A 26,519-nucleotide genomic window follows, 5' to 3' on the forward strand; every position below is an offset into this window, starting at 1 on the left:
CTCCAAATTTACGATCTTGGAACATTGTACAGATAATCGTCTACAATGTCCACGAAGTTCTTGAAATATACTAGCTAAAACTCTTTTTTAAACCAACCGGTCAATCGTTTAGCTATCCCTTTTAATGATGATTTATTACTGTCTTTTGAATCATCACTTAATAAACTTTGTTTTCCATAATGTAATAGCCCTATAGTTGTTGAACAATAAGGTTTTTGTACATAATCGGTTAAGCCTGATATATTTAGTGGTTGCCCGATACGAACTTGATTTTGAAAAACTTTTTCGGCACACTCTACCATTCCTTTTATTTGAGCTGCACCACCAGTTAAAACAATACCTGCCGCTAATTGATATTTGACATTTTGTTTTTTAAGCTCTTCTTGCAATGCAAGTAACTCTTTTTGTACCAACGAAAGCAGTTCCGAATAGCGAGGTTCAATAACATCGGCAAGTGTTTGTCGTTGTAATGATCTAGACGGCCTTCCACCAACACTTGGTACATCGATGACTTCATCTTTGCCAATTAGTGAACCCACAGCACACCCATAACGAATCTTAATATTTTCTGCATCCATTGGCGGTGCACCAAACGCATAAGCAATATCACTAGTAACAACATTACCTGCATAAGGAATGACAACAGAATGGCGTAAAGCACCACCAGTATAAACCGTTACATCCATTGTACCACCACCTATATCAATTACGCAGACACCGAGTTCTTTTTCATCATCCGTTAAAACTGCATAGCTAGAAGCCAATCCAGAAAAAATCAGTTGATCCACTTTCAATCCGCAACGCTCGACGGCTTTAACAATATTTCTAGCCATATCATTATGACAGGTAACTAAATGCACTTTGGCCTTCATTCTTACCCCAGATAGGCCAATAGGATTTTTAATACCTTCTTGTAAATCGATGGAATATTCTTGCGCAATGACATGTAAAATACGGTGCTCATCTAAAATCCTGACTGATTTTGCGGTATGAACAACATTATCTACATCTTCTGCAGTAACTTCTTCATCCGCTATTGGTACCATACCTATTTCATTTTGACAGCGGATATGTTTACCAGAAAGGCTTAAATATACTGAAGATATTTGACAATCAGCCATAAGTTCAGCTTGATCAACTGCTCGTTGGATTGATTTAACGACGGACTCTAAATCATTCACACCACCTTTATCAACCCCTTTTGATGGACAATGTCCCACACCAATAATATTAACAATACCATCAGGAAGAACTTCACCAACAAGGGCAAGTACTTTGGATGTACCAACTTCTAGCCCAACAACCAATTTTTTTTCTGTTGCTTTCATACTCCAGCCTTAATTTATTCCTTACTGCACCAATTTTTCTCTTTGTACTGAAATACCATTTTCATAACGTAAATCAGCTACCACTATTCTTTCATTTTCTGGGACTCTTGATTGAATTTCTGGAAATAATTTAATAAATTGTTGATATCGCTGTTCAATATTTTCATTACCTAACAACAACTTTATTTCCTGATTTTCAAGACAAAAACCAGATACACACTGTTTTACCATCAATTGCCATGCATTACGCTCATCTGTTATCGCTGCTTTAATATGTAATGCCAACTGATTGTTCGCTAATTTTTTAGAAAGATTCTCTAATTTATAATAAGTTTCTAACGCCGATTTAGCTTTACCTTCAGGACCATATAGTCTTGGCAATTGTAATTCAGTAATACGGTCAAGTGGCACGCTAAAAACATTACCATTCTCATCAAGTAAAAATAGGTCATTCCAATAAAAAACTGGTTTATATTCTTCAACATAAACAATTAACCTATCTGGCCACTGTTTACGTACACTCGTTTGCTTAACCCACGGAAATCGCATTACTTCTTGTTGAATATCATTAACATCTTGTCCAATGTAGGTATTAGGCAATCCTAATCCTAAAATAGCTTCCCTAAGATCGTCCTCAGTTGTATAAGTGTGTTCCCCGCTTAATGTTAATTGCGACAATACCATTTGTTCGGGATCATCCATCCAATTTTTAAAGCTTTTAACAACCCAAATACTAATAAGGATGATCATAATTAAGAACAAAAAGCCTACTAATTGCTCTGTATTACGAAAGATAAGCAGCCGCCTTTTATTTTTATCTTCTCGTCTATGCGCCGCCTGTCTAACTTGTTTCATAACAATAAGGGCCAATTATAACGTTGCCAAATTTAAAATTCTGACAACAAGCTCATTAAACGACCAGCCATGTTGTTTTGCAGCCATTGGAACCAAGCTATGATCCGTCATACCTGGAGCAGTATTGACTTCCAGTAAGAATGGTTTTTGATTAGCATTAAACATAATATCAACTCTTCCCCATCCTCGACACCCTACAGCTTTATAAGCATCCAAGGCTAATTGACGAATTTCTTGTTCTTTATCATCTGATAAACCACTTGGACAAAAATACTGAGTCGTATCAGATAAATATTTAGCATCATAATCATAAAATTTGCTTGTAGGTTTAATATGAATTGATGGTAAAACTTCTTCACCTACAATAGCCACTGTAAATTCAGAGCCTGCTAAAAATGACTCAACCATCACAACACTATCATATTTAAAAGCTGCGTTAATGGCGACTTCTAATTCAGATGCTTCATTAACTCTAGCCATACCTACGCTTGAACCTTCATGACTTGGTTTAACAAACAATGGTAAACCAAGTTGCTTAACAATAGCATTTGTATCAATTGATTGCGATCTTTCTACCATAACATAATCAGCAACAGGTAAATTAAGCGATTTCCAAACTAATTTAGTTTTTAATTTATCCATTGTTAATGCTGATGACAAAACATCACTACCTGTATAAGGGATATTTTGATAGGTCAAAATTGCTTGAACAATACCGTCTTCTCCACCACGTCCGTGCAGAATAACAAAAGCTTTTGTGAATCCTTCTTCCTTTAAATTGGTAATCGGATGATATTTAGTATCAATAAGATGCGCATCAATACCATTTGCCAATAATCCTGCATGTACAGCTTTTCCTGACTTAAGTGATACTTCTCTTTCGGCAGAGGTACCGCCATACAATACAGCCACTTTATCAACCATTTTTATAAAACCTCTTTTGAAGATAATTGAGTTTTGGTTAATTGGCGCGCTATACGACCAACACTACCAGCTCCTTGTGTTAATAATAAATCGCCACCTTGCAATATCTCTTCCATAATCTCAGGTAAGATTTCTAAATCAGAAACATAAATAGGGTCAACTTTACCTCGATTACGAATTGAACGACATAAAGATCGGCTATCAGCCCCAGCAATAGGCTGTTCACCCGCAGAATAGACATCTAACATCACAAGAGCATCGACTTGAGAAAGTACTTGTGCAAAGTCATCAAATAAATCGCGAGTTCGTGTATATCGATGTGGTTGAAATAACATAACTAAGCGACGATCAGGCCAACCATTTCTAGCAGCTTGAATAGTGGCATTGACTTCACTTGGATGATGACCATAATCATCAACCATCATAATATCTCCACCATCAGCATGAGGAAAAACACCTAATAAATCAAAACGTCGACTAGTACCAGCAAATTTAGCTAATGCATTTATAATTGATTCATCATCAATACCCTCTTCGGTTGCAGCAATAATTGCAGCTGCTGAATTTAAAGCGTTATGTTTACCTGGTGCATTTAACTCAATATTTAAATCTTGGCGATCTGGGCGGCACACCGTGTAATAACTAACCCCTCGTTCTTGACGATAATTTTTAATAACTACATCAGCTTCTTCACTAAACCCATAAGTAATGACTTTACGTCCAACAATCGGCAATAATTCACGATTAATGGTATCGTCATAACACATAATAGCTAAACCATAAAATGGAAGGTTACGTAAAAATGAAATAAATGTCTGTTTAAGATTATCAATACTACCTTGATAAGTATCCATATGGTCTGGTTCGATATTTGTTATAATAGAGACCATTGGCTGCAAATGAAGAAACGATGCATCACTTTCATCTGCTTCGGCAATAAAATAACGACTACTACCCAATTGTGCATGAGTTCCAGCTGCTTTAACCAAACCTCCATTGACAAAAGTTGGGTCAAGTTTTGCTTCGGCATAAATAGCTGTAACCATAGCTGTCGTAGTAGTTTTACCATGTGTACCGGCAATAGCGATTCCATAGCGAAAACGCATTAATTCTGCCAACATTTCCGCTCGTTGAATCACTGGTATGCGAGCTTCACGTGCAGCAACTACTTCAATGTTGTCTTGTGAAATAGCAGAAGATATAACGACAACACTTGAATCAATCACATTTTCAGCAGCATGGCCAATAACAATTTTCGCACCTAACATTTCTAAATGTTGAGTCACAGCATTTTCAGCAATATCTGAACCACTAATTTCATAGCCTTCATTGGCTAGAACTTCAGCTATGCCACCCATACCAGCGCCACCAATACCCACAAAGTGAATATGCTTGACTCGTTTCATTTCAGGAATAATGGCTCTTAATTTAGCTAATTCCTTTGTATTCACTATCGAACTCCTAATCATTCTTTGTTGTTTAGTGTACCTTGTCATATCACCGTTGAACATTCGTATCCTAGTTATTTTTTTAGTCCAAACAAGTCATTGACTCAAATATCCACATAAACAGAAGTTTTTTTTTACAAAATTATTACATAATCATACCAAAAGCTAATTATTTTATCACTGAGTTAAGGGATTCCGCTACTTTCTCTGTTGAATTTACAATAGATAAACTTTTAGCTTTAATTGCCATTTCTAATAACTTGTCGCGATTTAAATTTAATAGTAACTTTGATAATGATTCAACGTTAAAATTTGGTTGTTCTATTATATCCGCAGCACCTATATCCGCTAATGATTTTGCATTCCAAAATTGCTGACGATCTTTATGCATAAACGGAACAAAAATAGCACCAATACCAACGACTTCGATTTCACTAACAGTTAATGCTCCACTACGACAAATCACAATATCTGCCCAATTGTATGCATCTGTAACATCAGTTATAAACTCAGTCACTTTATTATTAGTCATATCGCAATTTTGATAAGACTGCATTACCGAATTTAACATTCCTTTACCCGTTTGATGCCATACCACATATTCATCTGATAATTTAGATATCACTTGGGGCACAATATCGTTGATAATCTTCGCACCTTGACTTCCTCCCATGACTAACACTCTGATTGGTCCATTACGATCTTTGAACCTTTCTTCGGGTTTTACAACAGTTAAAAGATCACTACGTACAGGATTACCTACGACTTCAGCGTTAGGAAAAGCACTAGGAAATGCTTGCAAAACTTTAGTCGCAATTTTAGCTAGCCACTTGTTAGTTAAACCTGCTATACCATTTTGTTCATGTAATACAACCGGTATGCCGAGTGTTTTTGCTGCAATCCCTCCAGGACCAGAAACATATCCGCCCATACCTAAAACAACGTCTGGACGATAGGCTTTCAAAATTTTTCGTGCTTGTAAAACTGCTTTTAGAATTTTATAAGGTGCTTTTAATAATGCCATCACACCTTTTCCTCGTAACCCTGATATTTCGATAAAATCGATCTCAATACCATTTTCAGGGACGAGATGTGCTTCCATACGATCAGCAGTACCTAACCATCTTACTTGCCAACCTTGCTTCATCAAATAATGCGCAACAGCAATACCGGGAAAGACATGTCCGCCAGTTCCTCCTGCCATAACTAATAATTTTTTCATTATTTAACTAACCTTATTCTTGCTTGCGCTTGTTGTTGCCTAAATTCAAAATCTATTCTGAGTAATATTGCAACCGCAATACTCATCACAATAAGGCTTGAACCGCCATAACTAATAAATGGTAATGTTAATCCTTTAGTTGGTAACATACCAGATGTAACACCAACATTAACAAATGTTTGAAAACCAAACCATATTCCAATTTCACAGGCTAAATAACCCGAAAACAATAACCCCTCATTAAGCGCTCGATAACCAATTGCAAGCGCTTTGAATGTCAAAAAGAAAAGTAATGACAATAAAGCAACTACACCTATATATCCATACTCTTCAGAAATAATTGAAAAAATAAAATCGGTATGACATTCAGGTAAATAACCTAATTTCAGAATAGAATTTCCCATACCTTGTCCCGTAACTCCTCCACTACCAATTGCCATTAATGAGGCAACTAATTGATAACCGGATCCAGTTGCATCTTGCCAAGGGTCAAGAAAGGTTAACAGCCGAGTTAAACGGTAAGCCTCGTATAAAATCAAACAAATCACTGCACCAACACCAGTTAGCAAAATAGCAATAAATTGCCACAATTGGGCACCAGCAATAAATAGAATACCAATAGTTACCATAAATAAAACGATAACAGTACCTAAATCGGGTTGCTTAAGTAACAAAATAGAGAGTACAGCCATAACAACCATTGGTTTAAAAAAACCCCAAAATCCACTTTGTACTTCTTCAGATTTACGCGATAAATAACCAGCTAAAAATAAAAATAACGCTAATTTTGAAAGCTCCGCGGGCTGAAAATTAAATACTCCTAAAGGTATCCAACGCGATGCACCGTTTATTGAAGAGCCTATACCCAATACGACAATTAACATAATAATAGCAATGATCAGTAACACTGAACCAAACTGTTGCCAGCGTTGCATCGGAATATACAACGTAATAGACATAAAAAATAGCGATATTCCTAACTGAATAAGCTCTCGTTGTGTATAAAAGAATGGATTACTGTCATTAAATGACATCGAAGACGATGTTACCATTATTAAGCCAAAGGTCATTAAACTAAGCACTGTCCAGAGTAACTGATTGTCAAATGGGATATGTGGATTAACTTGTTTTTTTAACCAAAATAATGTCATATCCTAGCCCCTTGAGTATATTGGTCAGCAAGTTGTGCAAACTGTTTTCCGCGTTCAACATAATTCTTAAACTGATCTAAACTTGCACAAGCAGGGGAAAGCAGAACCACATCATTTGACACCACTTTTTTAGCAATAATTTGCATTGATTCAGCCATTGTCTCTGTGATTGTTGTTATATTGGGAGCCAATTTACTAAGTAAATAACGATCTCGCCCAAAACAAAAAACCTCAATATTCCTATTTTTTAAGCAAGGGATTAATGGCGAAAAGTCAGCAGATTTTCCGTCTCCACCTAATAATAAATATAATTTCCCTTTGCAAACTACACTATTTAACGCGGCTTCAGTGCTACCAACATTGGTTGCTTTAGAATCATTAATCCACTTTACGCCATTTTTTTCCAACACTAATTCAAACCGATGTGGTAAACCATGAAATGAAGCAATTGTTGCAATGCTTGCTTGTCGTGAAATTTTTAATTTATCTGCTATCGCTAAAGCCGCTAATGCATTAAGATAGTTATGACATCCAGTTAATTTCATCGCTTTTGTTGCTAGCACAGGTTGATCTTGTGCAATCAAATACTCGTAGTGGTTATCTAAATGATAATCACCTTTATCAATACCAAATGAAACTCTATCGCTTTGTTTATCTGTTGGAATGGTTAATTGGTCATCATGGTTAATAACACAGTATTTTGCATTATGATAAATACGATGCTTAGCCTTAACATATTGCATTAAACCAAGAGGATAACGATCCATATGGTCTTCTGAAATATTTAAAATTGTTGCAACTGTCGCTTTTAAACTATAAGTGGTTTCTAGCTGAAAACTCGATAGTTCAAGAACATATATATCGCAATCTTCGGTTAATAAAGATAATGCAGGCTGTCCTATATTACCACCAACACCAACGCTAATACCTGCTGACTTAATGATTTCACCAATTAATGTAGTAACAGTAGTTTTACCATTTGCGCCAGTAATAGCAACAATTTTTTTATTAGATTTGGCATTAACTTCACGACAAAAAAGTTCAATATCACCTATAATTTCAACACCTTTTTCTGCAGCTTTTTGTAATTCAGGAGTTGATAATGGAATGCCTGGGCTAACGATAATTAAATCGGCATTTAGCAACCAATCAATTTTTAAATCTCCCAAGTGATAATTAATTCGATTATCTAATTGTTCTAATCCTTGCGGCTTTAAACGAGTATCGATTACTTTTGGGATAATATTTTGAGCAAGAAAATAATTCACACAAGAAAGACCAGTGATACCTAATCCAACAATAACAATATTTTTACCCTGATAGCTAACCATGATTCAATCCTGAGCTGTTTTTAAATTAACGTAATTTCAAAGTTAATAAACCAATTAATACCAACATTAATGAAATAATCCAAAAACGTACAATAACACGAGGCTCTGGCCAACCTTTTAGTTCATAATGATGATGAATCGGTGCCATTTTAAATATCCGTTTACCTCGTAATTTATATGAACCAACTTGCAAAATTACTGATAATGTTTCTACAACAAATATGCCTCCCATTATCAATAATAGGAATTCTTGTCGTAATAAAACAGCGATAATGCCAAATACCCCTCCCAATGCAAGCGATCCAACATCCCCCATAAAAACCATAGCAGGATAAGTATTAAACCATAGAAAACCTAACCCAGCACCAATAATTGTTGTACAGACAATCATCAATTCACCACCAAATTTAATATAAGGAATATGTAAGTAAGCAGCAAAATTAACATTACCTGTTGCCCAAGATACTAGAGCAAAACCAGCAGCAACAAAGACTGTTGGCATAATGGCTAGTCCATCAAGTCCATCGGTTAGATTAACAGCATTGCCAGCACCGACAATGACAATATAGGTAAAAAGAATAAATAATAATCCTAACTGTGGCATAACATCTTTAAAAAAAGGCACAACTAGTACAGTTACTGAACTATCTTTTCCATAAACATAAAGACCAAAAGCAACAATTAATGCAATGACTGATTGCCAAAAATACTTCCATCTTGCAATAAGACCCGCTGTATTTTTACGAATAACTTTTAAATAATCGTCAGCAAAACCAATAATTCCATAGCCAATTAATACAAATAATGCCAGCCAAACATAAGGATTACGAAGATCTGCCCATAAAAATACCGATATCGAAATTGATGCAAGAATTAATGTACCACCCATTGTTGGTGTACCTTTTTTACTTAAATGAGATTCAGGTCCATCATGGCGAACAACTTGGCCAATTTGTAATTTTTGTAACCAATCAATAACTTTTTGTCCCATTATTAATGAAATTAACAATGAGGTTAACAACGCTAAAATTGCTCTTACTGTTAAATAAGAAATAACATTAAAAAAGCTAAAATGTTTAACTAAATATTCTGATATCCACACCAACATAATTTTAATCCTGACTCATTTTGAGTTGTTCAATTTGAATTTTTTCGATAAGCTCTTCCATTTTCGCACTACGCGAACCTTTAACTAACATTGTTAAAGAGGGATGTTGATTTAAGAGCATTAACAGAAAATTTACTGCATCTTGTTTATTATTAAAATGATAACCTACACCACTATACTGACTAATATATTGACTTAATTTACCGACACTAACGACACAATCTAGCTTTTCTTGATAAGCAAGCTCGCCGATTTGTCGATGATATTTTTCAGCCTCATTACCAAGTTCCCCCATATCACCAACGACTAAAACTCGATACCCTGGTTGTTTTGCTAATACCTTAACTGCCGCTGACATTGACCCAACGTTGGCGTTATAAGAATCATCCCAAATTAATTGAGTTTGGTTTAATCTTATTGGATATAATCGACCTTTTACTGGTTTTAAAGTTGTTAAACCGTTTCTAATTTGATCCAAATTTGCACCAACAGAAATTGCTAAAGCGGATGCAGCGATCGCATTTGACACATTATGCAATCCAACTAGCGGTAAGAGAATTGAGCATTCACCTTTTGGCGTATGCAATGTAAAGGTCGTACTTTCAGTATGTTGAATATTACTAGCATAAAAATCTGCTGATGAATTTGCTAATGAAAAAGTCCAAACTTTTTTGTTTGTTAGCTGAGTAAACCATCTATCAGAGCAACTATCTAAATTAATGATAGCAATGCCATTTTGAGGTAAGCCTGCAAAAATTTCACCTTTAGCCGTTGCCACGCCGTCAAGTGAACCAAAACCTTCAATATGGGCCTCGGCAATATTATTAATTAAAGCGCTTTGCGGTTTAACTATCTTGGTTGTATAAGCAATTTCGCCAATATGATTAGCACCTAACTCTACCACTGCAAATTGGTCTTGCTCGGTTAAGCGAAATAATGTTAATGGTACACCAATATCGTTATTAAAATTACCTTGCGTGTAAAGTGTTTGCCCACAATGTTGTAAAATTGACGCAGTCATTTCTTTAACGGAAGTCTTTCCTGAGGAGCCCGTTAAAGCAACAATTTTAGCTTTGCTTTGTTCTCGAATAAAAGCGGCAATTTGTCCTAGTGATTGCCGAGTATCATTGACGACTATTTGTGGTATTAAAGCATCATCTATTTTATGATTAACAATAGCCACAATAGCACCATCTTTTATCGTCTGTGAAGCAAACTTATGCCCATCAAAATTATCACCAGCTAATGCAATAAACAGTGACTGTGGGGTGATTTTTCTTGAATCGGTACAAATAGAATCAATAATCTTATTTTCATCTTGAATATAATAAGACTTACCATTCACAACTTCTTTTATTTTTTTGATTTTTAAAGGAATCATGATCGATTCTCTACTCCTAAAAGCTGTTTCACTGTTTCTTGATCAGAATAGTGATATTTGGTTTTGCCAATTATTTGATAATCTTCATGACCTTTACCTGCAATTAAAATCACATCATTAATTTCAGCTTTCGATAATGTTTGTGTAATAGCCTGAATTCTATCAGGGATTATTTGTATGTTGTCAGTAGAATGTAAACCTTGTTGAATATCGTGAATAATCTTTATTTCATCTTCGGTTCGGGGGTTATCATTAGTTAGCACAATTTTGTCAGCAAATTGTTCCGCAATTTCTGCCATTAATGGCCTTTTCCCAGTATCTCTATCACCCCCACAACCAAAAATAACCCATAACGTTCCTTGACAGTGGATTCGGCTTGCTTGTAATGCCTTTTGTAATGCATCTGGAGTATGCGCATAATCAACAATGACTGTAGGACTATTTTTTTCATGTAACACTTCCATCCGACCACAAATCGGCTTGAGGAAGCAAGCCATATTTACTACAGCAAAAAACGGGTAATTAAGCGTTAGTAATGTAGCAATAGATAGTAATAAGTTAGAAACATTAAATTCACCTAATAATCGACTATTGATAATGGCATTCCCCCAACTTGATTCCATATGAATTTTAGCGCCTTTATCATAATATTCGATCATAGAAGCACCGACATAAGATCTATTTAAAGCTTTTAACCGACGTAATGATTTCGGTTGGCATGATACAGCTGTCACATGTGAAAGCTTTTCAATCCATCGTTTACCATATTTATCATCATAATTAATAATCGATTTACCTGAAGTTTCAACTAGCCTTTCTTTTTCATCAGGGCTAAATAATGACCATTTTGCTTTTGCATATTTACTCATAGTTTTATGATAATCAAGATGATCACGACTCAAATTGGTAAATACTGTTGCCGCACAATTTAAACCTTTAACTCGATTCATCACAAGTCCATGAGAAGAAATTTCCATCGCTACAACTTTTACCTGTTTTTTTACAAAATCAGCTAACAAAGATTGTATATCTATTGCCGATGCTGTTGTATTTACAGCTGGTTCAAGTTGATTATAAATACCATTACCAATGGTGCCTAAAATTGCCGTTTTATCATTGAGTAATGTTGTGCATTGAGCAATGAGTTGTGTAACAGTTGTTTTTCCATTTGTTCCGGTTACACCAATAACAGATAATTTTTTAGAAGGGAAATGATAAAAATCATTAGCAATCAATGATAAACGCCGTGAAAGTTGAAAAACACTAATTTGTGGGATTACAAATTTATTATCATGCTCAAGATAATCTATTTTTAAATCATTTAATTTGCTATTTGTTTCAACTAGCACCGCGACTGCACCCGCTGAAATAGCTTGAGGGATGAATGAACGGCCATCAACAGAATGTCCCTTTATAGCAACAAAAACATCATTTTTCTTCACGTTACGACTATCAATACGTAAATGACTAAGCGGAAAATCGTCTATTTCTAAATTTCGGTCCCCGCCTAATAATTCAAATAATGTTTTAAACGTGCTTGTAGCTATCATTTTTTACCTATTAATAAATAATCATTTGTCCATCAACTTGGCGGTCAGGCTGAACATTCATCGTTCTTAACACGCCCCCCATAATACGACTAAATACAGGAGCTGAAACTGAGCCACCATAATATTGACCAGCTTTAGGATTATCAATAACAACAACCAATGAATATTTTGGCCCTGTTGCTGGTGCGATACCTGCAGTATAAGCAAGATATTGATTGACATAACGTCCGCCAGATAATTTCTTAGCTGTACCTGTTTTTACACCCACACTATAGCTAGGAACAGATGCCTTGGTCCCACCACCTGTCACTGCAACCGCTTCCATTAATTGAACTACTGTTTTAGCTATTTTTTCTTGTACAACTCGCTCGCCTTTAACAGGTTCAGTCACTTTTAAAATAGAAACAGGACGATAAACCCCATAACTACCAATAGTTGCATAAGCCCTTGCTAATTGTAGAGGAGTCACACTTAATCCATATCCAAAAGCAAAAGTTGCTCTCTCAATATCTGCCCACTTTCGGGTTCTATCAGCTGCAATTGAACCACTAACTTCACCGCCCAAACCCAACCCAGTAGGTTGCCCTAATCCAAAACGACTATAATATTCAACAAGCTCATTAGGCTGCATTTGTAAGGCTAATTTACTTACACCTACATTACTTGATTTTTCTAAAATACCAGCCAAATTCAATGATTTTTGATATGATACATCTTTAATTTCATAACGATTTACTAAAAATGGTCTGGTATCAACAATAGTATTCAAATCTGCAATTTTTTTCTCTAAAGCCGCCATCACAACTAAAGGTTTTACTGTAGAGCCCGGCTCAAATGCATCGGTAACAGCTCTATTTCTCAATAAACTATAATCAATTGATGAACGGTTATTAGGATTATAAGATGGACTGGTTGCCATCGCTAAAATCTCACCGGTATGTACATCAATTAAAACCGCAGTACCACTATCAGCCTTATTAAATTCAACCGCCTGACTTAATTCACTATAAACTAAAGATTGTAACCGTTCATCAATACTTAATGTTAGATCTGATGCTGTTTCACTTTCTGTCCGCTCTAATTCTTCAATAACACGACCTACTCTGTCACGCCTAACTATTCTTTGCCCTGATTCTCCAATTAACCACTTATTAAAACTTTTTTCGATACCCTCAGATCCCTTTTCAGTACCATTTTCATCAATGTCTGTTAAACCAATCAATTGAGCTATATTTTCTGCCGCTGGATAATAACGTTTAGATGTTTTTGCAAATGATATTCCCGGTAATTTCAGTTTTTTTAAATAGTCAGATATTGTTGGTGTTACTTGTTTAGACAAATAAACAAATCGCATTGATGGGTTGCCTAGTTTTTGTTGTAATATTGACATGGGGATATTTAACGTTTTGGCTAACCCTTGCCACCTGATATCATCTGCTTTAACACCACCTTTTTGTACTACGATTTTAGGATCTGCCCAAACATCAAACATTGGCACACTTACTGCTAATGCCCGACCATTACGATCAGTAATCATAGCTCTTGGCGCATCCATTTCTTGGTGACGAATAGAACGCTTATTACCTTCAGCAATAAGTTTATCGGGCTCAATAATTTGCAATAATGCCATTCGAACAATAAGACAAATAATCGCAAAAATAATAAAACCATATACAATGTAAAAACGATTCAGTGTAAAAAACTGTTTTTTACTATTCAGTTTATTGGCTTTATTTACCTTTACAGCCTTTTTAACTTTATCTTTTTGATGTTTAGTGGCAGGTTTCATTATTTACTCTTTATCACAATAACTGTTTCATTTTGTGGTGTCACATAAGACATACCTAATTGATTCTTAGCTTTTTCTTCAACACGTTTTGGATCAGCAAGTACATTTTCCTCAATGACCAAATTCCGCCATTCACTCTCTAAAACATCCTGTTCTAACAAAAGTTGCTCACGTTCAAATAATTGTTTGCGAACCTGTTGAGTTATTATTAGTACAGCGCCAGCAGAAATAATAATCATGGTAAATAATAACAACGAAATTTTTTGGTGGCCAAACAAATCACAAACAATTAAACCAAATAAGCTTTTGCTTGGTCTTTTTTGAATATCTTTATCAATATAGATTTTTTCTCGAAAAGTATCATTGTTTTGGTTACTATCCATTTTTTCTTTCTGCTACCCTTAATATTGCGCTTCTAGAACGTGGGTTATTATTAATTTCAATAGTACTTGGCTTAATTTTGCCAAGAGATTTTAATTTAACACTACCATATTGTTTAATTTGTTGCTCTGTTAATGGTAATCGAGTTGGTAAATTCGGGCCTTTACTTTGCTTGTTAATAAATTGCTTTACAATTCTATCTTCCAAAGAGTGAAAGCTAATAACTGCCAGCCTTCCTTGGTTAGCAAGAAAAGATAAACTACTATTTAATGCTTGCTCAACTTCTTCCAATTCACTATTAATATAAATACGAATAGCTTGAAAACTGCGTGTAGCGGGATGCTTGTTTTTATCTTTTCTTGGTGTTGCTTTTTCAATTAAATTAGCCAACTCCAATGTACGGGTGATTGGTGAAACTTTATTCTGTTCCACGATCGCTCGAGCAATGCGTTTGGCAAATTTCTCTTCACCGAATGTCTTTAATACCCATGTAATATTTTCTTCGTCACTGCTGAGTAACCATTCACTTGCTGTCAAACCTTTATGGTTATTCATCCTCATATCAAGCGGCCCATCACGCATAAAAGAAAATCCTCTTTCGGGATCATCAAGTTGTGGTGATGAAACACCGAGGTCTAACAAAACACCATTAATTTTACCCAATAGCTCTAATTCACTAATATATTGATATATATTTGAAAACTCTCCACGAATAAAAGTAAATCTTGAATCCTCTATCTGCAACGCGGCTTGCTCAGCAAGCTCATCACGATCAATAGCAATCAATCGTCCTTGTGCTCCAAGTTGTTCAAGTATTAAACGAGAATGACCTCCTCGCCCAAAAGTACCATCAACATAAATGCCATCTTTTTTTATATTTAATGCTTCTACAGCTTCGTTTAATAATACTGTTGTATGTTGATAATCCATTAATCTTTTACTCTTATTAAATAGTTAAACTTTTTAAATTATCTGATAAACTTTCAATATCTGTGGGTAACGCAGCAATATCGTCGCTTATTTGTTGATACCAAATTGTCTCATCCCAAATTTCAAATTTATTAGATTGACCAACAAACATTGTATTTTTTTCTAATTTTGCATAAGTACGTAATGTAGGTGGCAATAAAATCCGTCCTGAATTATCCATCAGACACTCGATCGCATATCCCAATAACAATCTCTTAATTCTACGTTCAGCTTCAACAATTGTTGATAATGTTGCAAGTTGTTGTTCTATGCATTTCCACTCAGACATTGAATAAAGTGTCAAGCAAGGATGATATAAACCAATTGTGCAAACCATACCTTCAGATAAAAATTCACGGTAACGAGTAGGAATAGCTAACCGCCCTTTATTATCTAAATTGATTGAAATTGCACCGCTAAACATAAATGCACCATTATTTATTAATTTCTCATTAGTTTTTAATCAATAGAAATCAACGTGTTAATAAACAACCCTATTTTTACCACTTAACCCCACTTTTTACCACAAAATTTTATAAAATAATAGGTACTTGGTTAATTATTTATAAAAGATTGATATTTGTCCTAAAAATGAACAAATATCACAAAAAATCATAGAGGGAAACATATTATAGTTAAAAAATTTAAAGGACAGTTTAAAACAACAATTGGTAAATTGTGCCTTAACCAATGCCTACCTTTTTATTGGCGAGTTAGCTAAACATTTTGGAGTAGGCGAAGCAACATTAGATGAGTGAATTAGCTAGTTTTTACGACACAAAAAATTATCTATATCAAAAAAATATTAGGGGCTGTTGATCTTTACTGTACATAAATTGCTCAACAATACATTGGCAGCCACATTAACATAAATGCCAGTGATACCATACTGGCATAATTCCTTTCTAACTTATCGTATCTAGTTGATATTTGACGATATTGCTTGATTCTAGCAAAGGCATTCTCGACTAAATGACGATAGCGATAAAGGCACCTATCTATACTGCTTTTATCTATATCCTTACCATAATTACGTTTAGCAATCACCGTTCGTCCGCTTTTTTGACGAACAAAGCACCGAAAAGGCTCGCTGTTATAACCTTTATCGGCTATCACTATATTCACTTCATCGAGTTTTTCAACTAGGTTTTCTGCATAAGTGATATCATGTCGTTGTCCTTCAGAAAGCTCAAAACAAATAGGCAAACCACCACTATCAACCGCAAGATGAATTTTAGTTGAATGACCACCACAGCTCTGACCTATTTGCTCGGAATGCTCCGTTGCAGCGCCTGTACTATATTGATGAGCCCTGATAATCGAGCCATCTAGGAACACCCATTCAAAATCCGCTAGTTGTGATAAATGTTTGAAAATATCAACTAATATTCCTTTTTTAGACCACAAATTAAATCGTCTATAGACGGTGCTCCATTCACCAAACTCTTCTGGCAAATCTCGCCAAGGAATACCGGTTCTCATTCGGAAAAGGAGCCCTTCAAACGTCATCCGATGCTCGGATTTATTATAAACTCGGCCGGTATTTTTCATTATTTGTAGTAGCTTTTCCCACCGTTTATCTGTTAGCATTGTTCTTGGCATGATGAATCGAGTTATGGTTGTTTTTTGCAGAATTATTATAACTCACATCATGCCGTCTAAAAAATAATCACGAAAGATCAACACGCCCTAATTTATCATTAATATAATTATCATTTTAAATGATAGTGTCATTAAAGTTTCTCCATGGGCGGTTATTTCTCATCGCTTTTTGATAGTTACCTGGAGTTACCCCGAAATTTCGACGGAAAATAGCAATAAAACCACTAATATTATCATAACCTAAATTTAAAGAAATTTCTGTGATAGGTCTGCCCGCAACAAGCAACTCTAAAGCTTTTAACATACGTAGTTTCTGTCGCCATTCTGTGAAATTAAATCCAGTTTCATTTGTAAATCGACGAGTTAATGAGCGTCGAGAAATCCCAGCCCAAACGCTCCATTCATTAATGTTTCTATCATCACTAGGATTATTAGACAAAGCTAAAGCAATTTTTAACAAACGAATATCTTTTGGCATTGGGAGTGCTATATCAACTTGAGGTATTATACTAATCTCGTCGACAATCACTGCCATCAATCGCTTATGCTCGGGTTGCAATTCTGAATTATTCCATGTCATGGTTCGGGTAATTGCTTCACGCAATAGAGTAGATAATTCTAGCATGCAGGATTTATTCGGCAGATTATTACATTCGCTTTTTTGTATATAGATACTCCATCCGTGGAATGGCCCATGTGATCCGAGAAGAGAATGCTGTGTATCTGGAGGTATCCATATACCATGAGTTGCGGGTATTACCCATTGACTACCTTCCACTTCAATTGAAATTAAACCTTGTAATGTACCAGCTAGTTGTCCTCTCGAATGATGATGACGTTCTGTTACTTTCACTGATGGGGATTTGAGTGATGCCGATATAATCATAGGTTCGTTATCAGAAGAAGCGACCTCTGGAGAAATGAGTGAAATATTCATTTATATGGCCTCTAAGTAATATTTTGTGGCTGGAATTAGTTAGTAAATTTTTGTTTTACTAACTATCCTAAATTAACCCAAGTTAATTCAAATAAAATAAATATAACTATATATATCAAAAATAAATTAGCAATAACCCAATAAATCATGAATGATTTAAAAAAATATCATTTAATATAAACAATTGAAACAATTAAGATTATATATATTTTTAGTAACTAGCTGTCTAGAAAGAGGTATAAAATGAAATGAAAGGAAAACATGTTTACTGAAGATATCGCACTATTTGCATCTGAAGAATTGGAAAAAGTGATATTGGATTTAATCGATGAACGTAAAAAGTGTGCTGGAGATGATATTATTTCTTTTATTATTCATAATAGTAATGAAAGTGAAATATTAAGTGATAGTGAGATAGTCGCGCTTTCATTAAACATTTTACTTGCAGCTTCAGAACCAGTTGATAAAGTTTTAGCAAATTGTATCTATCACTTTTATAGAAATGAATCTTATATTGATCTAGTTATCTCCAATGATTGCAGCACTAATAGTATCTTGCAGGAAAGCTTACGTATTACACCACCTGTTCATTTAATTCCACGCCAAGTCGAGGATGATAGTTGTGTTGAAGGTGTTAACTTAAAAAAAGGAGATTTAATATTTTCCTTAATACCATCAGCAAATAGAGATGAAAAATATTTTGAACATCCAAACACATTCAATCCACGAAGAGAATTTAAGGGACATCTTTCATATGGAGTGGGAATTAATGCTTGTATTGGTGCTCAATTTACAAATATACAATTAAATATCGCCCTTCAAAAATTAGTTTCAATACTTAAAAATTACAAAGAAATTACACCACCAACGTTCAGTGAAATATATACACTAGGCGCAACTCAATATAATCTGGAAAGAGTTTAATATGAAACAATCGATTGACCTGACAACCTCAGAAAGAAAGTTAGTGTTTGCTATGACACTATCTAGTATATTGCCATTATTAGATAGCAGTATTGTTAATGTTATTTTACCCTCAATTTCGAATGACATTAATGCCTCTTATGCTTATATGCAATGGGCTGTTACCATATATATGCTTGCTTGCGCAGCTGGCATATTACTATCACCTTATGTACATGAAAATTTTGGACTCAAGAAAGCATGGGTATGCTCAATTTTTGTCTTTCTTGTTGGTTCTATATTAGTTGGATTTTCATATAATCTGGTTTCTTTAATCTTGTATAGATGTCTACAAGGTTTTGGTGCAGGAATTTTAATTCCTATTACTCAATCTACAATAGCAACTTATTTTGGTAAGGAAAGACTAAAGCCGGTTATGGCATTGATTGCTATTCCGTCAGTCTTTGCCCCTGCACTAGGGCCAATTTTTGGAGCAATCATATCAGAACAGTTAAATTGGAGAATAGCTTTTTTTATCAACATACCTTTAGTACTTATGGCTTTTTTATTTGGTAGAACGACAATGCCTGATAATAAAACGTCTAAATACAATATGAATATTTATGTATTAATGACATTTTTAATTGCTTTAATAATATTTTTCATCTCTATTAAAAATATCACTTCTGGGCATTTTTTTGATATTTTTAATATTATTATGCTAGTTTTAGGTATTGGTTTGATGATGGTTTCGCTTATTATTAATAACAAGTCAGACAGTAAACTGATCGATTTAAGTTCATTTAGTTGTATTCAATATTCGTTTGCAATAATTATGGGATTTCTGACGTCACTTATCTTTTTTGGTTTCATGATTTTTTTTCCTTTAATACAAGCAATAAATGATAATATATCTATTACATATATTGGTATGTTGCTAGCTCTACAAGGTGTAGGTGCCTGGTTGGCTAGAAAATTTATTTATAAATCTCTAAGTGAGATAAATTCATTTCTAATTATTGGTGTAGGATTAATAATATCAGCAATAAGTATATTAATAATTCAAGTAGGTGGCAACGCCTTTGAAATTATCGGTTTTACTGTTCGAGGTTCCGGATTAGGCGTCGCCACGATTGCTGTTCTCTCTTCTCCATTTGAGTTCTGTGATAAAAATCAAATTAAGGACACGAGCGCTATCACGCGTGTTACACAGCAAATTGGTGGTGCATTTGGAGGTGTACTATCAGGAATATTAATCAACCTCACTCAACATCAAATAATTTCAATAAACTGCGCTTATCAGGCAATGTTTTTTGTGTCTCTGGCTTTTGGTTTTCTAGCGGTTATTGTCTATATTTTCTTTGGCCGAGTGAATACAAGGATTTAGCATACAAAAAAAACGGAACATGTGAGTTCCGTTTTTTTTCGCTTATTCAACGATACTGCTAAGCCACTTATTCTGTATTGAACAATTGAATGAACTATAAAGAGTCTCAACCGCTGACGCAGGTTTTAACTTGAATAAGGTATTTTTTCTGTTTAAACTAATTTTCTAAACCACTTACACAGTGCTTTGGAAGCAAAATTTATTGTAAAAATTCATTACCGACGCAAGTTGGCAAACAAAACTGAAGAAAATTTAAGATGCAGTCCAAAACCCTGTGACATTCACTTTGTCCTGCTGCAAAACAGCTCGAATAGGCATTTGATTAACATTATGATCTTTTTCGGCTTGTTCTAATACCTGCATTTTACTTTCACCAACTAAATGTAGATAGATATTTTTACTATTTAAAATAGTAGGTAACGTTAAAGTAATACGATCAAGTGGCGCTGTTAATGGTGTCATCCCGACAACTTTTCGACCTGATTTCATATCTAAACCGGCCGCTAAATTAGCTGCCCCTGGGAATAATGAAGCTGTATGTCCATCTTCGCCCATACCTAAAACAATTACATCAAATGGCATCGGAATTTTATCTAACATCTTGTCAGTCATTTCGGCGCCATCAAATGGATTATCACAACTGTTTTTTAAACCGACAAAATTAGCCAATTTTGCATTGTTTTGTAATAAATGCGTCATCACTAACTTTTCGTTACTGGCATCATCATTATCATCAACCCATCTATCATCAACTAATGTAATAAAAACTCGGCTCCATTCTATATTTTGTTGACTTAGTGATACAAATAATGGAATAGGTGTTTTCCCCCCCGAAACCGCAATAGAAGCATGTCCTTTTTGTACAATGGCCTGTTTTAATTCATTGACGATATGTGAGGTTAAATCTTCGATCAATAATTGACTATTTTGATATTTATTTAACGTAAACATAGTTATTTTTCCTTTATTCAAATTCGTGCCATGAATGCCCATCTTTAGTGATTAAGGCAACGGATGCGACTGGTCCCCAAGTTCCAGCTTGATAAGTTTTTGGTGGTTCTTTTTCTGTTTCCCATGCACTAATAATTGAATCAACCCATTTCCATGCTGCTTCAACTTCATCACGATGAACAAATAACGCTTGGCGCCCCCGCATAACTTCAAGTAATAAACGCTCATAGGCATCAGCGCTTTGTTGGTGAAAAGTTTCACTAAAACTTAAATCAAGTTTAGTGGTTTGTAAATTGTGAGTACTATCTAATCCCGGTACTTTGTTTAGAATTTCAATATCCATTCCTTCATCAGGTTGTAAACGAATCGTCAATTTATTTTGTGGTAATTGTGGATAAAATTCACTAAATAGATTAAGTGGTAATGGTTTAAAATAAACAACAACTTCAGAACATTTGCTAGGTAAACGCTTACCTGTACGTAAATAAAATGGGACCCCCGCCCAACGCCAGTTATCAATATCAACTCGAATGGAAACAAATGTTTCGGTATTACTTTTTTGATTTGCGCCGTCTTCTTCTAGATAGCCTGGTACATTAACACCATTAACAAATCCTGCTGTATATTGTCCTCGAACCACCTTTTCGCGAATATTGGTTTTATTAATTGGTCTAAGAGCATTTAGTACAGCTATCTTTTCACTACGTAAGCTATCGTCGTCAAGGTCAGCAGGTGGTGACATAGCAATCATAGTTAAGATTTGTAATAGATGATTTTGTACCATATCTCGCATTTGACCAGCTTTATCAAAATATCCCCAACGACCTTCAATACCTACTTGTTCTGCCACCGTAATTTCGACATGATCAATAGAATTACGATCCCAAAATGACGCAAACACTGTGTTGGCAAAACGTAAAGCTAAGAGGTTTAGTACCGATTCTTTACCTAAGTAATGATCAATACGATATACTTGCGATTCGCTAAAGAATTTAGCCACCGAATCATTGATTTCGCGAGATGATTGCAAATCAGTTCCAAGCGGCTTTTCCATCACAATACGGTTTTGTGATTGATTTAATCCAGCAGCAGCTAAACCTTGACAAATAGTACCGAAAGTACCTGGGTGCATTGCAAAATAAAAAATAGCGGGATGACTTGAATTAAGTTTATTTTTCAATCGTTCAAAACCAGCGCTATCATTAACATCTAGTTTATGAAAATCCAATCGTTGACTAAATCGTTGCCAAATACTATCGTCTAGCGGCTCCGGCATAAATGAGGTTAACGCATCTTTTGCTACCTCACAATAAGCAGCATGATCCCAATCAGCGCGCCCTACGCCTAAAATTTTGGTCTGTTCAGGTAGTTTTCCATACTTTTCTAATTGATATAAAGACGGTAGTAATTTACGTCTAGTCAAATCCCCTTTAGCACCAAAAATAACTAAATCGCAAGCTGGGATATCAGACATGGTTTTCTCCTAGGATGGTGTAATATAATCATTCTATTATGTTGGATGGTTAGTGTACAGGATAAATCATAACAATAGGCATTAGCCTGCATTAGCTCTAAAACAAAAAGGTCACCTCTGTGGTGACCTTTTGTTTGAAACAAGTATGGATAATATTCCACTACATAAATTACGCGCGTACAAAATCCATATGAACTAATTTTGGTTTAAACGCATGACGTTGAACTGCTTGTACTTTGACTTTAACTGCTTTGCCGTCAACCTCAACAGTTAACACGTCAGAATAAAATTCTGGTTTCTCTTGCATATTAAAGATTTGGTTGTGATCAAGCACAACAGAGATTGCAGGTTCAGTTCCACCATAAATGATGGCTGGGAATTGACCAGCGTGACGCAGGCGGCGGCTCGCACCCTTACCATGCTCTTTTCTAACTTCAGCTTTGAATGTAAACATATTTATTTCTCTTAATTATTAAAAATAAAAGCCAATTACAGGCGACCCAGTAGTTGACTATCAAACTAGCACTTTAAAAAGTGTTGTGGATTATAAAGTGTTATCCCTATAAACGCAATCAATTAATCATATGCAAATTGAGTAAAACATTGATTGCGTATGTGGCATAAAATATGAACGATTAGATCAATTCTATCAGAAAACCATAAGTTGATTTCTTATTAGGAGATGATCTTAATGGTTTTGTAATACAACCGGCTTCGACACAAACCATTGATTTATATTCATCATCACCAAAATCCGCCATGGCTTTAGCTTTATTTATCCATGGATTCCAAGTAACTACATCACTGACATTAGTATTGGTTAATCGAATTGTTCGGATGCCATCAGTTATCGTTAGTTGTTTACTCGCATCAGTATAAATACGATCGACTTCTTGATTAAAAGTTAATTGACCTACTGTCGCCGGTTTGTTTTCAACTGCAAGTCGTTCTTGATAAGTTTCACCTAAACCTTTGACTACAACATGGTCAATATTATCAATACCAAAATAAGTATGTAGTGCACTAGTTATATCAAAGTCAGCAAAACAGCTTAAAGTAACTTCACAAGTTTTACCTAAATGAAGATTTAATGACACAGTAAAAGGTTGGTGACAATAAGGTGCTGTCTGCTGATTATTAGTAAGAGACAATATGAGATCAACACCATTATCGTCCTCTTTACAAGAGTCTAATTTCCATTCAACAATACGCGCAAAACCATGAGAAGGATTCCCTAATTGACCAAACCAAGGCCAGCAAACGGGTACCCCTCCTCGAATAGCCACTCCTTGTTTAAAATTTGTTTTGTCGCTTAGCCAAACAACGGGGGTTTGTTCAGTAGCAGGTTGCCAAAATAGCAAATGTGCACCTTGTAATGTAACCGCTGCCTTGCAAGTTTTATGGTTAATAACCACAATAGGGAGTTGGCCATAAGTCGATTGCTTAACCGATGAGCTTAGTGATACGCCTGATAAGCCACTATCTAAAATCGCTTTATATATACTCATACTTACTCCTAAATAATAAATTTAATCAACAATTAATATCGAAACATATCGATAATTGTACGCTTTTTAACTTAATAATAAAAACACTATAGATGCCAAAAGCTTTTTTTAATAAATTGGAGTAAAATGGCAGGCTATAAAAATAAGATAACACACGGGTTATTTTTGTTAAAAAGTTTCAGGAAAGGCTACGTTTATGTATAAAATCCCAATGAGTTTGTATATTCATATGCCATGGTGTGTACAAAAATGTCCTTATTGTGATTTTAATTCACATACCGTTAAAAGAACGCCAGATTATAAAGCCTATATAGCGCATTTGATTAAAGATTTACAGCATGATGCTGTTTTTTGTTCAAACCGTTCAATTCATTCAATCTTTATTGGCGGAGGTACACCGAGCCTGTTTTCTGCTGAATTGATTGATAAATTATTATTGAATATAAATAAGATTATCCCCATAAATAAGAATGCAGAAATTACCATTGAAGCCAATCCAAATTCTGTAGATATAGAAAGATTTAATGGTTATCAACAAGCAGGTATAAATCGAATATCAATCGGTGTGCAAAGTTTTCAAGCCGATAAGCTGGTTAAATTGGGGCGGATACATGATCCTAAAGAAGCAACCACAGCAGGAAAACTAGCCCAAAAATTAAATTTAAGAAGTTTTAATTTAGATTTAATGCATGGATTGCCAAATCAAAGTATTGATGATGCCATATATGACTTAGAACAAGCCATTGCTATCGCGCCACCTCATTTGTCTTGGTATCAATTAACTATTGAGCCCAATACACTATTTGGATCAAAACCACCCGTTTTACCAGATGATGATAAACTTTGGGAAATTTATCAACGAGGTCATCAATTATTGACAAATCATGGTTATCAGCAATATGAAACTTCGGCTTATGCTAAAGAAGATTTACAATGCCAACATAATTTAAATTATTGGCGATTTGGGGACTATTTAGGTATTGGATGTGGTGCTCATGGTAAATTAACACAACCTGATGGCAAAATTATTCGCACCATAAAAACGCGTCACCCAAAAGGTTATTTAGAAGGACGTTATTTGGATAAGTATTATATGGTACCGGAAGAAGATCTGCCCTTTGAATTTTTTATGAATCGTTTTAGGCTTTTTGAACCAACACCTAAACACGAATTTGAACAACGGACTCATTTACCTTTACAAACAGTTGAGAAACAAATAGCAACCGCCATTGAAAAAAATTATTTAATTGAAGACAAACAAAACTGGCAAATAACTGATCATGGCAAGCTATTTTTAAATTCATTATTAGAACTTTTTTTATAGTTAAATTAAGCATTTAATTTTTACGATAATAAAAGAGCTTTCTTTACGTTTATTTAACAAAATAAGTACTAACTATTTAAGCAATAATTCACATCCCTTTACACACATTTTCCCATAAAAAGTGCATAATACAATCCGACAATGCATTTATTTCATTGTTTTCCTATTCCTTATGTTTTCCCAATAACTTTGTTATTGGGATTTTTTTTATTAGATTAGAAAAATAAAAATTGATGAAACTAAATCAATCCAGGTGTATTTTTAGAGAAGAATATTTCAATTTAAGTAAATGACGATATCCCTTCCATCGAACCTTTTTTAGAAGCAGATAAGGCATCACTTGCATTTGCATATTCTAATGCCTTTTTTAGGTAGACTTAATATAGTTTCCTTTTCGCTTTTATCATTATTATTTGCAAAATAACGCACTTCGCATTTACTAGACAAAAATATATCAGCGTATTCCAAAATATAATCAAAAGATTGTCTCACTTCAGGAATATCTAACATTTCTTTATGTAAATTAGGATCGAAAGAAATTGTTCCGCCATTACTTTTAATAATATCAAGCGCTTTACGCATCGCATCAATGACACGAAAAGAATATAATGATGCCCCTATGTAAATGATTACAATCGTTTAATAAGTTTTTATTAATATGGTGGAATGAAATTAAACCACAGGCACTATTAGGAATATTAAAAATGAAATCTTTTTCACTAATACTTTTATTAGCAACAAAAGTGCTACCTATATTAGCTTTATTATAAGTAGTAATACCATCAATAATAACACCATCCTGTTTGAGTCGACAGCATGTCTTGATAATATAACGACATCCATGTATTTTAATTTTCCAATACTGTGACTATCACAACCCCCTTCTTGGGGCGGCAAGATACCAAAGGTATGCTCAACAATTTTTAGTATTTGTTGATAAGTTTTTTGATGTTCAATATTTTCAATCGACGTTTTAATAAGGCTGAAGATACTCTA

At 34.7% G+C, this 26,519-nt stretch carries 23 protein-coding genes and 1 pseudogene; 3 read left to right on the forward strand and 21 right to left on the reverse strand.

The features are described 5' to 3' along the window. Positions 1-74 precede the first annotated feature (74 nt). The 16 genes from ftsA to ACYH9I_RS08310 all read right to left on the reverse strand — a co-directional run bounded on the left by ftsA (position 75) and on the right by ACYH9I_RS08310 (position 17,976). Positions 75-1,328, reverse strand: a complete 1,254-nt coding sequence (gene ftsA, locus ACYH9I_RS08235; RefSeq protein ID WP_483560262.1) for a cell division protein FtsA — start codon at positions 1,326-1,328, stop codon at positions 75-77. Between the two features lie 21 nt (positions 1,329-1,349). Beyond that, complete coding sequence (locus ACYH9I_RS08240; protein ID WP_483560264.1) at positions 1,350-2,183, reverse strand: cell division protein FtsQ/DivIB; 834 nt, start codon at positions 2,181-2,183, stop codon at positions 1,350-1,352. Between the two features lie 15 nt (positions 2,184-2,198). After that, positions 2,199-3,107: a D-alanine--D-alanine ligase gene (locus ACYH9I_RS08245; protein ID WP_483560266.1), complete on the reverse strand. Its 909-nt coding sequence runs from the start codon at positions 3,105-3,107 to the stop codon at positions 2,199-2,201. 2 nt (positions 3,108-3,109) lie between these two features. Then, entirely contained in the window at positions 3,110-4,558 is a 1,449-nt protein-coding gene (gene murC, locus ACYH9I_RS08250) for a UDP-N-acetylmuramate--L-alanine ligase (RefSeq protein ID WP_483560268.1), read from the reverse strand. 166 nt (positions 4,559-4,724) lie between these two features. Next, a complete protein-coding gene (gene murG, locus ACYH9I_RS08255) occupies positions 4,725-5,777 on the reverse strand; it encodes an undecaprenyldiphospho-muramoylpentapeptide beta-N-acetylglucosaminyltransferase (protein WP_483560270.1) in 1,053 nt (350 codons plus the stop codon). Further along, positions 5,777-6,928: a cell division protein FtsW gene (gene ftsW / locus ACYH9I_RS08260; RefSeq protein ID WP_483560271.1), complete on the reverse strand. Its 1,152-nt coding sequence runs from the start codon at positions 6,926-6,928 to the stop codon at positions 5,777-5,779. The genes murG and ftsW overlap by 1 nt, the downstream gene beginning before the upstream one ends. Next, positions 6,925-8,259, reverse strand: a complete 1,335-nt coding sequence (murD, locus tag ACYH9I_RS08265; RefSeq protein ID WP_483560273.1) for a UDP-N-acetylmuramoyl-L-alanine--D-glutamate ligase — start codon at positions 8,257-8,259, stop codon at positions 6,925-6,927. The genes ftsW and murD overlap by 4 nt, the downstream gene beginning before the upstream one ends. Positions 8,260-8,284: 25 nt before the next feature. Further along, positions 8,285-9,367 carry a phospho-N-acetylmuramoyl-pentapeptide-transferase gene (mraY, locus tag ACYH9I_RS08270; RefSeq protein ID WP_160403937.1) on the reverse strand — a complete coding sequence of 361 codons (1,083 nt, stop codon included), beginning with the start codon at positions 9,365-9,367 and terminating at the stop codon, positions 8,285-8,287. A 4-nt stretch (positions 9,368-9,371) separates the two neighbouring features. Further along, on the reverse strand, positions 9,372-10,748 hold the full coding sequence (murF, locus tag ACYH9I_RS08275; protein WP_483560275.1) for a UDP-N-acetylmuramoyl-tripeptide--D-alanyl-D-alanine ligase: 1,377 nt from the start codon (positions 10,746-10,748) through the stop codon (positions 9,372-9,374). Then, positions 10,745-12,298 carry a UDP-N-acetylmuramoyl-L-alanyl-D-glutamate--2,6-diaminopimelate ligase gene (gene murE / locus ACYH9I_RS08280; RefSeq protein WP_483560277.1) on the reverse strand — a complete coding sequence of 518 codons (1,554 nt, stop codon included), beginning with the start codon at positions 12,296-12,298 and terminating at the stop codon, positions 10,745-10,747. Before murE ends, murF begins: the two co-directional genes overlap by 4 nt. Positions 12,299-12,308: 10 nt before the next feature. Beyond that, a complete protein-coding gene (ftsI, locus tag ACYH9I_RS08285; protein WP_483560278.1) occupies positions 12,309-14,087 on the reverse strand; it encodes a peptidoglycan glycosyltransferase FtsI in 1,779 nt (592 codons plus the stop codon). Next, on the reverse strand, positions 14,087-14,470 hold the full coding sequence (ftsL, locus tag ACYH9I_RS08290; protein WP_483560279.1) for a cell division protein FtsL: 384 nt from the start codon (positions 14,468-14,470) through the stop codon (positions 14,087-14,089). Before ftsL ends, ftsI begins: the two co-directional genes overlap by 1 nt. Next, positions 14,463-15,398, reverse strand: a complete 936-nt coding sequence (gene rsmH, locus ACYH9I_RS08295) for a 16S rRNA (cytosine(1402)-N(4))-methyltransferase RsmH (protein WP_483560281.1) — start codon at positions 15,396-15,398, stop codon at positions 14,463-14,465. The genes ftsL and rsmH overlap by 8 nt, the downstream gene beginning before the upstream one ends. 16 nt (positions 15,399-15,414) lie before the next feature. Beyond that, the gene (gene mraZ / locus ACYH9I_RS08300; protein WP_483560283.1) at positions 15,415-15,861 is read right to left on the reverse strand and encodes a division/cell wall cluster transcriptional repressor MraZ; all 447 of its coding nucleotides are present in this window, start codon (positions 15,859-15,861) and stop codon (positions 15,415-15,417) included. A gap of 416 nt (positions 15,862-16,277) precedes the next feature. Further along, positions 16,278-17,039 (reverse strand): IS5 family transposase, encoded by a 762-nt coding sequence (locus tag ACYH9I_RS08305; RefSeq protein ID WP_483560285.1) that lies wholly within the window; start codon positions 17,037-17,039, stop codon positions 16,278-16,280. A gap of 115 nt (positions 17,040-17,154) precedes the next feature. Next, positions 17,155-17,976, reverse strand: coding sequence for an AraC family transcriptional regulator (locus tag ACYH9I_RS08310; protein ID WP_483560287.1), 822 nt, complete (start codon positions 17,974-17,976; stop codon positions 17,155-17,157). Between the two features lie 261 nt (positions 17,977-18,237). On the opposite strand from ACYH9I_RS08310, the gene ACYH9I_RS08315 reads away from it, so the two are divergent. Together ACYH9I_RS08315 and ACYH9I_RS08320 are read left to right on the forward strand one after the other, a co-directional pair. Continuing rightward, a complete protein-coding gene (locus ACYH9I_RS08315; RefSeq protein WP_091346513.1) occupies positions 18,238-18,900 on the forward strand; it encodes a cytochrome P450 in 663 nt (220 codons plus the stop codon). 1 nt (position 18,901) lies between these two features. After that, complete coding sequence (locus ACYH9I_RS08320) at positions 18,902-20,266, forward strand: MFS transporter (RefSeq protein WP_483560289.1); 1,365 nt, start codon at positions 18,902-18,904, stop codon at positions 20,264-20,266. Between the two features lie 252 nt (positions 20,267-20,518). Here the strand turns inward: ACYH9I_RS08320 and pgl are convergent, their stop codons facing one another. The 4 genes from pgl to ACYH9I_RS08340 form a co-directional block, all read right to left on the reverse strand. Beyond that, on the reverse strand, positions 20,519-21,217 hold the full coding sequence (gene pgl / locus ACYH9I_RS08325; RefSeq protein WP_091346517.1) for a 6-phosphogluconolactonase: 699 nt from the start codon (positions 21,215-21,217) through the stop codon (positions 20,519-20,521). A 13-nt stretch (positions 21,218-21,230) separates the two neighbouring features. Continuing rightward, complete coding sequence (zwf, locus tag ACYH9I_RS08330; RefSeq protein ID WP_483560291.1) at positions 21,231-22,691, reverse strand: glucose-6-phosphate dehydrogenase; 1,461 nt, start codon at positions 22,689-22,691, stop codon at positions 21,231-21,233. A gap of 169 nt (positions 22,692-22,860) precedes the next feature. Next, positions 22,861-23,145 (reverse strand): 50S ribosomal protein L25, encoded by a 285-nt coding sequence (gene rplY / locus ACYH9I_RS08335; protein WP_091346520.1) that lies wholly within the window; start codon positions 23,143-23,145, stop codon positions 22,861-22,863. 181 nt (positions 23,146-23,326) lie between these two features. Continuing rightward, positions 23,327-24,199 (reverse strand): D-hexose-6-phosphate mutarotase, encoded by an 873-nt coding sequence (locus ACYH9I_RS08340; protein WP_483560293.1) that lies wholly within the window; start codon positions 24,197-24,199, stop codon positions 23,327-23,329. 196 nt (positions 24,200-24,395) lie between these two features. On the opposite strand from ACYH9I_RS08340, the gene hemW reads away from it, so the two are divergent. Next, on the forward strand, positions 24,396-25,523 hold the full coding sequence (hemW, locus tag ACYH9I_RS08345; protein ID WP_483560294.1) for a radical SAM family heme chaperone HemW: 1,128 nt from the start codon (positions 24,396-24,398) through the stop codon (positions 25,521-25,523). Between the two features lie 437 nt (positions 25,524-25,960). On the opposite strand, the pseudogene ACYH9I_RS08350 reads toward hemW, so the two are convergent. After that, a pseudogene (locus tag ACYH9I_RS08350) lies at positions 25,961-26,235 on the reverse strand (sugar kinase); the annotation flags it as partial. Positions 26,236-26,519 lie beyond the last annotated feature (284 nt).

The organism is Gilliamella sp. X-23 (assembly GCF_057063545.1).

Bases quoted from the DNA above. Each gene is read 5' to 3' on its own strand.
- murD (WP_483560273.1), bottom strand. From the start codon at position 8,259: ATGGTTAGCTATCAGGGTAAAAATATTGTTATTGTTGGATTAGGTATC.
- mraZ (WP_483560283.1), bottom strand. From the start codon at position 15,861: ATGTTTAGCGGTGCAATTTCAATCAATTTAGATAATAAAGGGCGGTTA.
- zwf (WP_483560291.1), bottom strand. From the start codon at position 22,691: ATGTCTGATATCCCAGCTTGCGATTTAGTTATTTTTGGTGCTAAAGGG.
- rplY (WP_091346520.1), bottom strand. From the start codon at position 23,145: ATGTTTACATTCAAAGCTGAAGTTAGAAAAGAGCATGGTAAGGGTGCG.
- rsmH (WP_483560281.1), bottom strand. From the start codon at position 15,398: ATGGATTATCAACATACAACAGTATTATTAAACGAAGCTGTAGAAGCA.
- mraY (WP_160403937.1), bottom strand. From the start codon at position 9,367: ATGTTGGTGTGGATATCAGAATATTTAGTTAAACATTTTAGCTTTTTT.
- ACYH9I_RS08245 (WP_483560266.1), bottom strand. From the start codon at position 3,107: ATGGTTGATAAAGTGGCTGTATTGTATGGCGGTACCTCTGCCGAAAGA.
- ftsL (WP_483560279.1), bottom strand. From the start codon at position 14,470: ATGGATAGTAACCAAAACAATGATACTTTTCGAGAAAAAATCTATATT.
- ACYH9I_RS08320 (WP_483560289.1), top strand. From the start codon at position 18,902: ATGAAACAATCGATTGACCTGACAACCTCAGAAAGAAAGTTAGTGTTT.
- ACYH9I_RS08240 (WP_483560264.1), bottom strand. From the start codon at position 2,183: ATGAAACAAGTTAGACAGGCGGCGCATAGACGAGAAGATAAAAATAAA.
- murF (WP_483560275.1), bottom strand. From the start codon at position 10,748: ATGATTCCTTTAAAAATCAAAAAAATAAAAGAAGTTGTGAATGGTAAG.
- hemW (WP_483560294.1), top strand. From the start codon at position 24,396: ATGTATAAAATCCCAATGAGTTTGTATATTCATATGCCATGGTGTGTA.
- ACYH9I_RS08315 (WP_091346513.1), top strand. From the start codon at position 18,238: ATGTTTACTGAAGATATCGCACTATTTGCATCTGAAGAATTGGAAAAA.
- pgl (WP_091346517.1), bottom strand. From the start codon at position 21,217: ATGTTTACGTTAAATAAATATCAAAATAGTCAATTATTGATCGAAGAT.
- murG (WP_483560270.1), bottom strand. From the start codon at position 5,777: ATGAAAAAATTATTAGTTATGGCAGGAGGAACTGGCGGACATGTCTTT.
- ACYH9I_RS08310 (WP_483560287.1), bottom strand. From the start codon at position 17,976: ATGAATATTTCACTCATTTCTCCAGAGGTCGCTTCTTCTGATAACGAA.
- ACYH9I_RS08340 (WP_483560293.1), bottom strand. From the start codon at position 24,199: ATGAGTATATATAAAGCGATTTTAGATAGTGGCTTATCAGGCGTATCA.
- murE (WP_483560277.1), bottom strand. From the start codon at position 12,298: ATGATAGCTACAAGCACGTTTAAAACATTATTTGAATTATTAGGCGGG.
- ftsA (WP_483560262.1), bottom strand. From the start codon at position 1,328: ATGAAAGCAACAGAAAAAAAATTGGTTGTTGGGCTAGAAGTTGGTACA.
- ACYH9I_RS08305 (WP_483560285.1), bottom strand. From the start codon at position 17,039: ATGCCAAGAACAATGCTAACAGATAAACGGTGGGAAAAGCTACTACAA.
- ftsW (WP_483560271.1), bottom strand. From the start codon at position 6,928: ATGACATTATTTTGGTTAAAAAAACAAGTTAATCCACATATCCCATTT.
- ftsI (WP_483560278.1), bottom strand. From the start codon at position 14,087: ATGAAACCTGCCACTAAACATCAAAAAGATAAAGTTAAAAAGGCTGTA.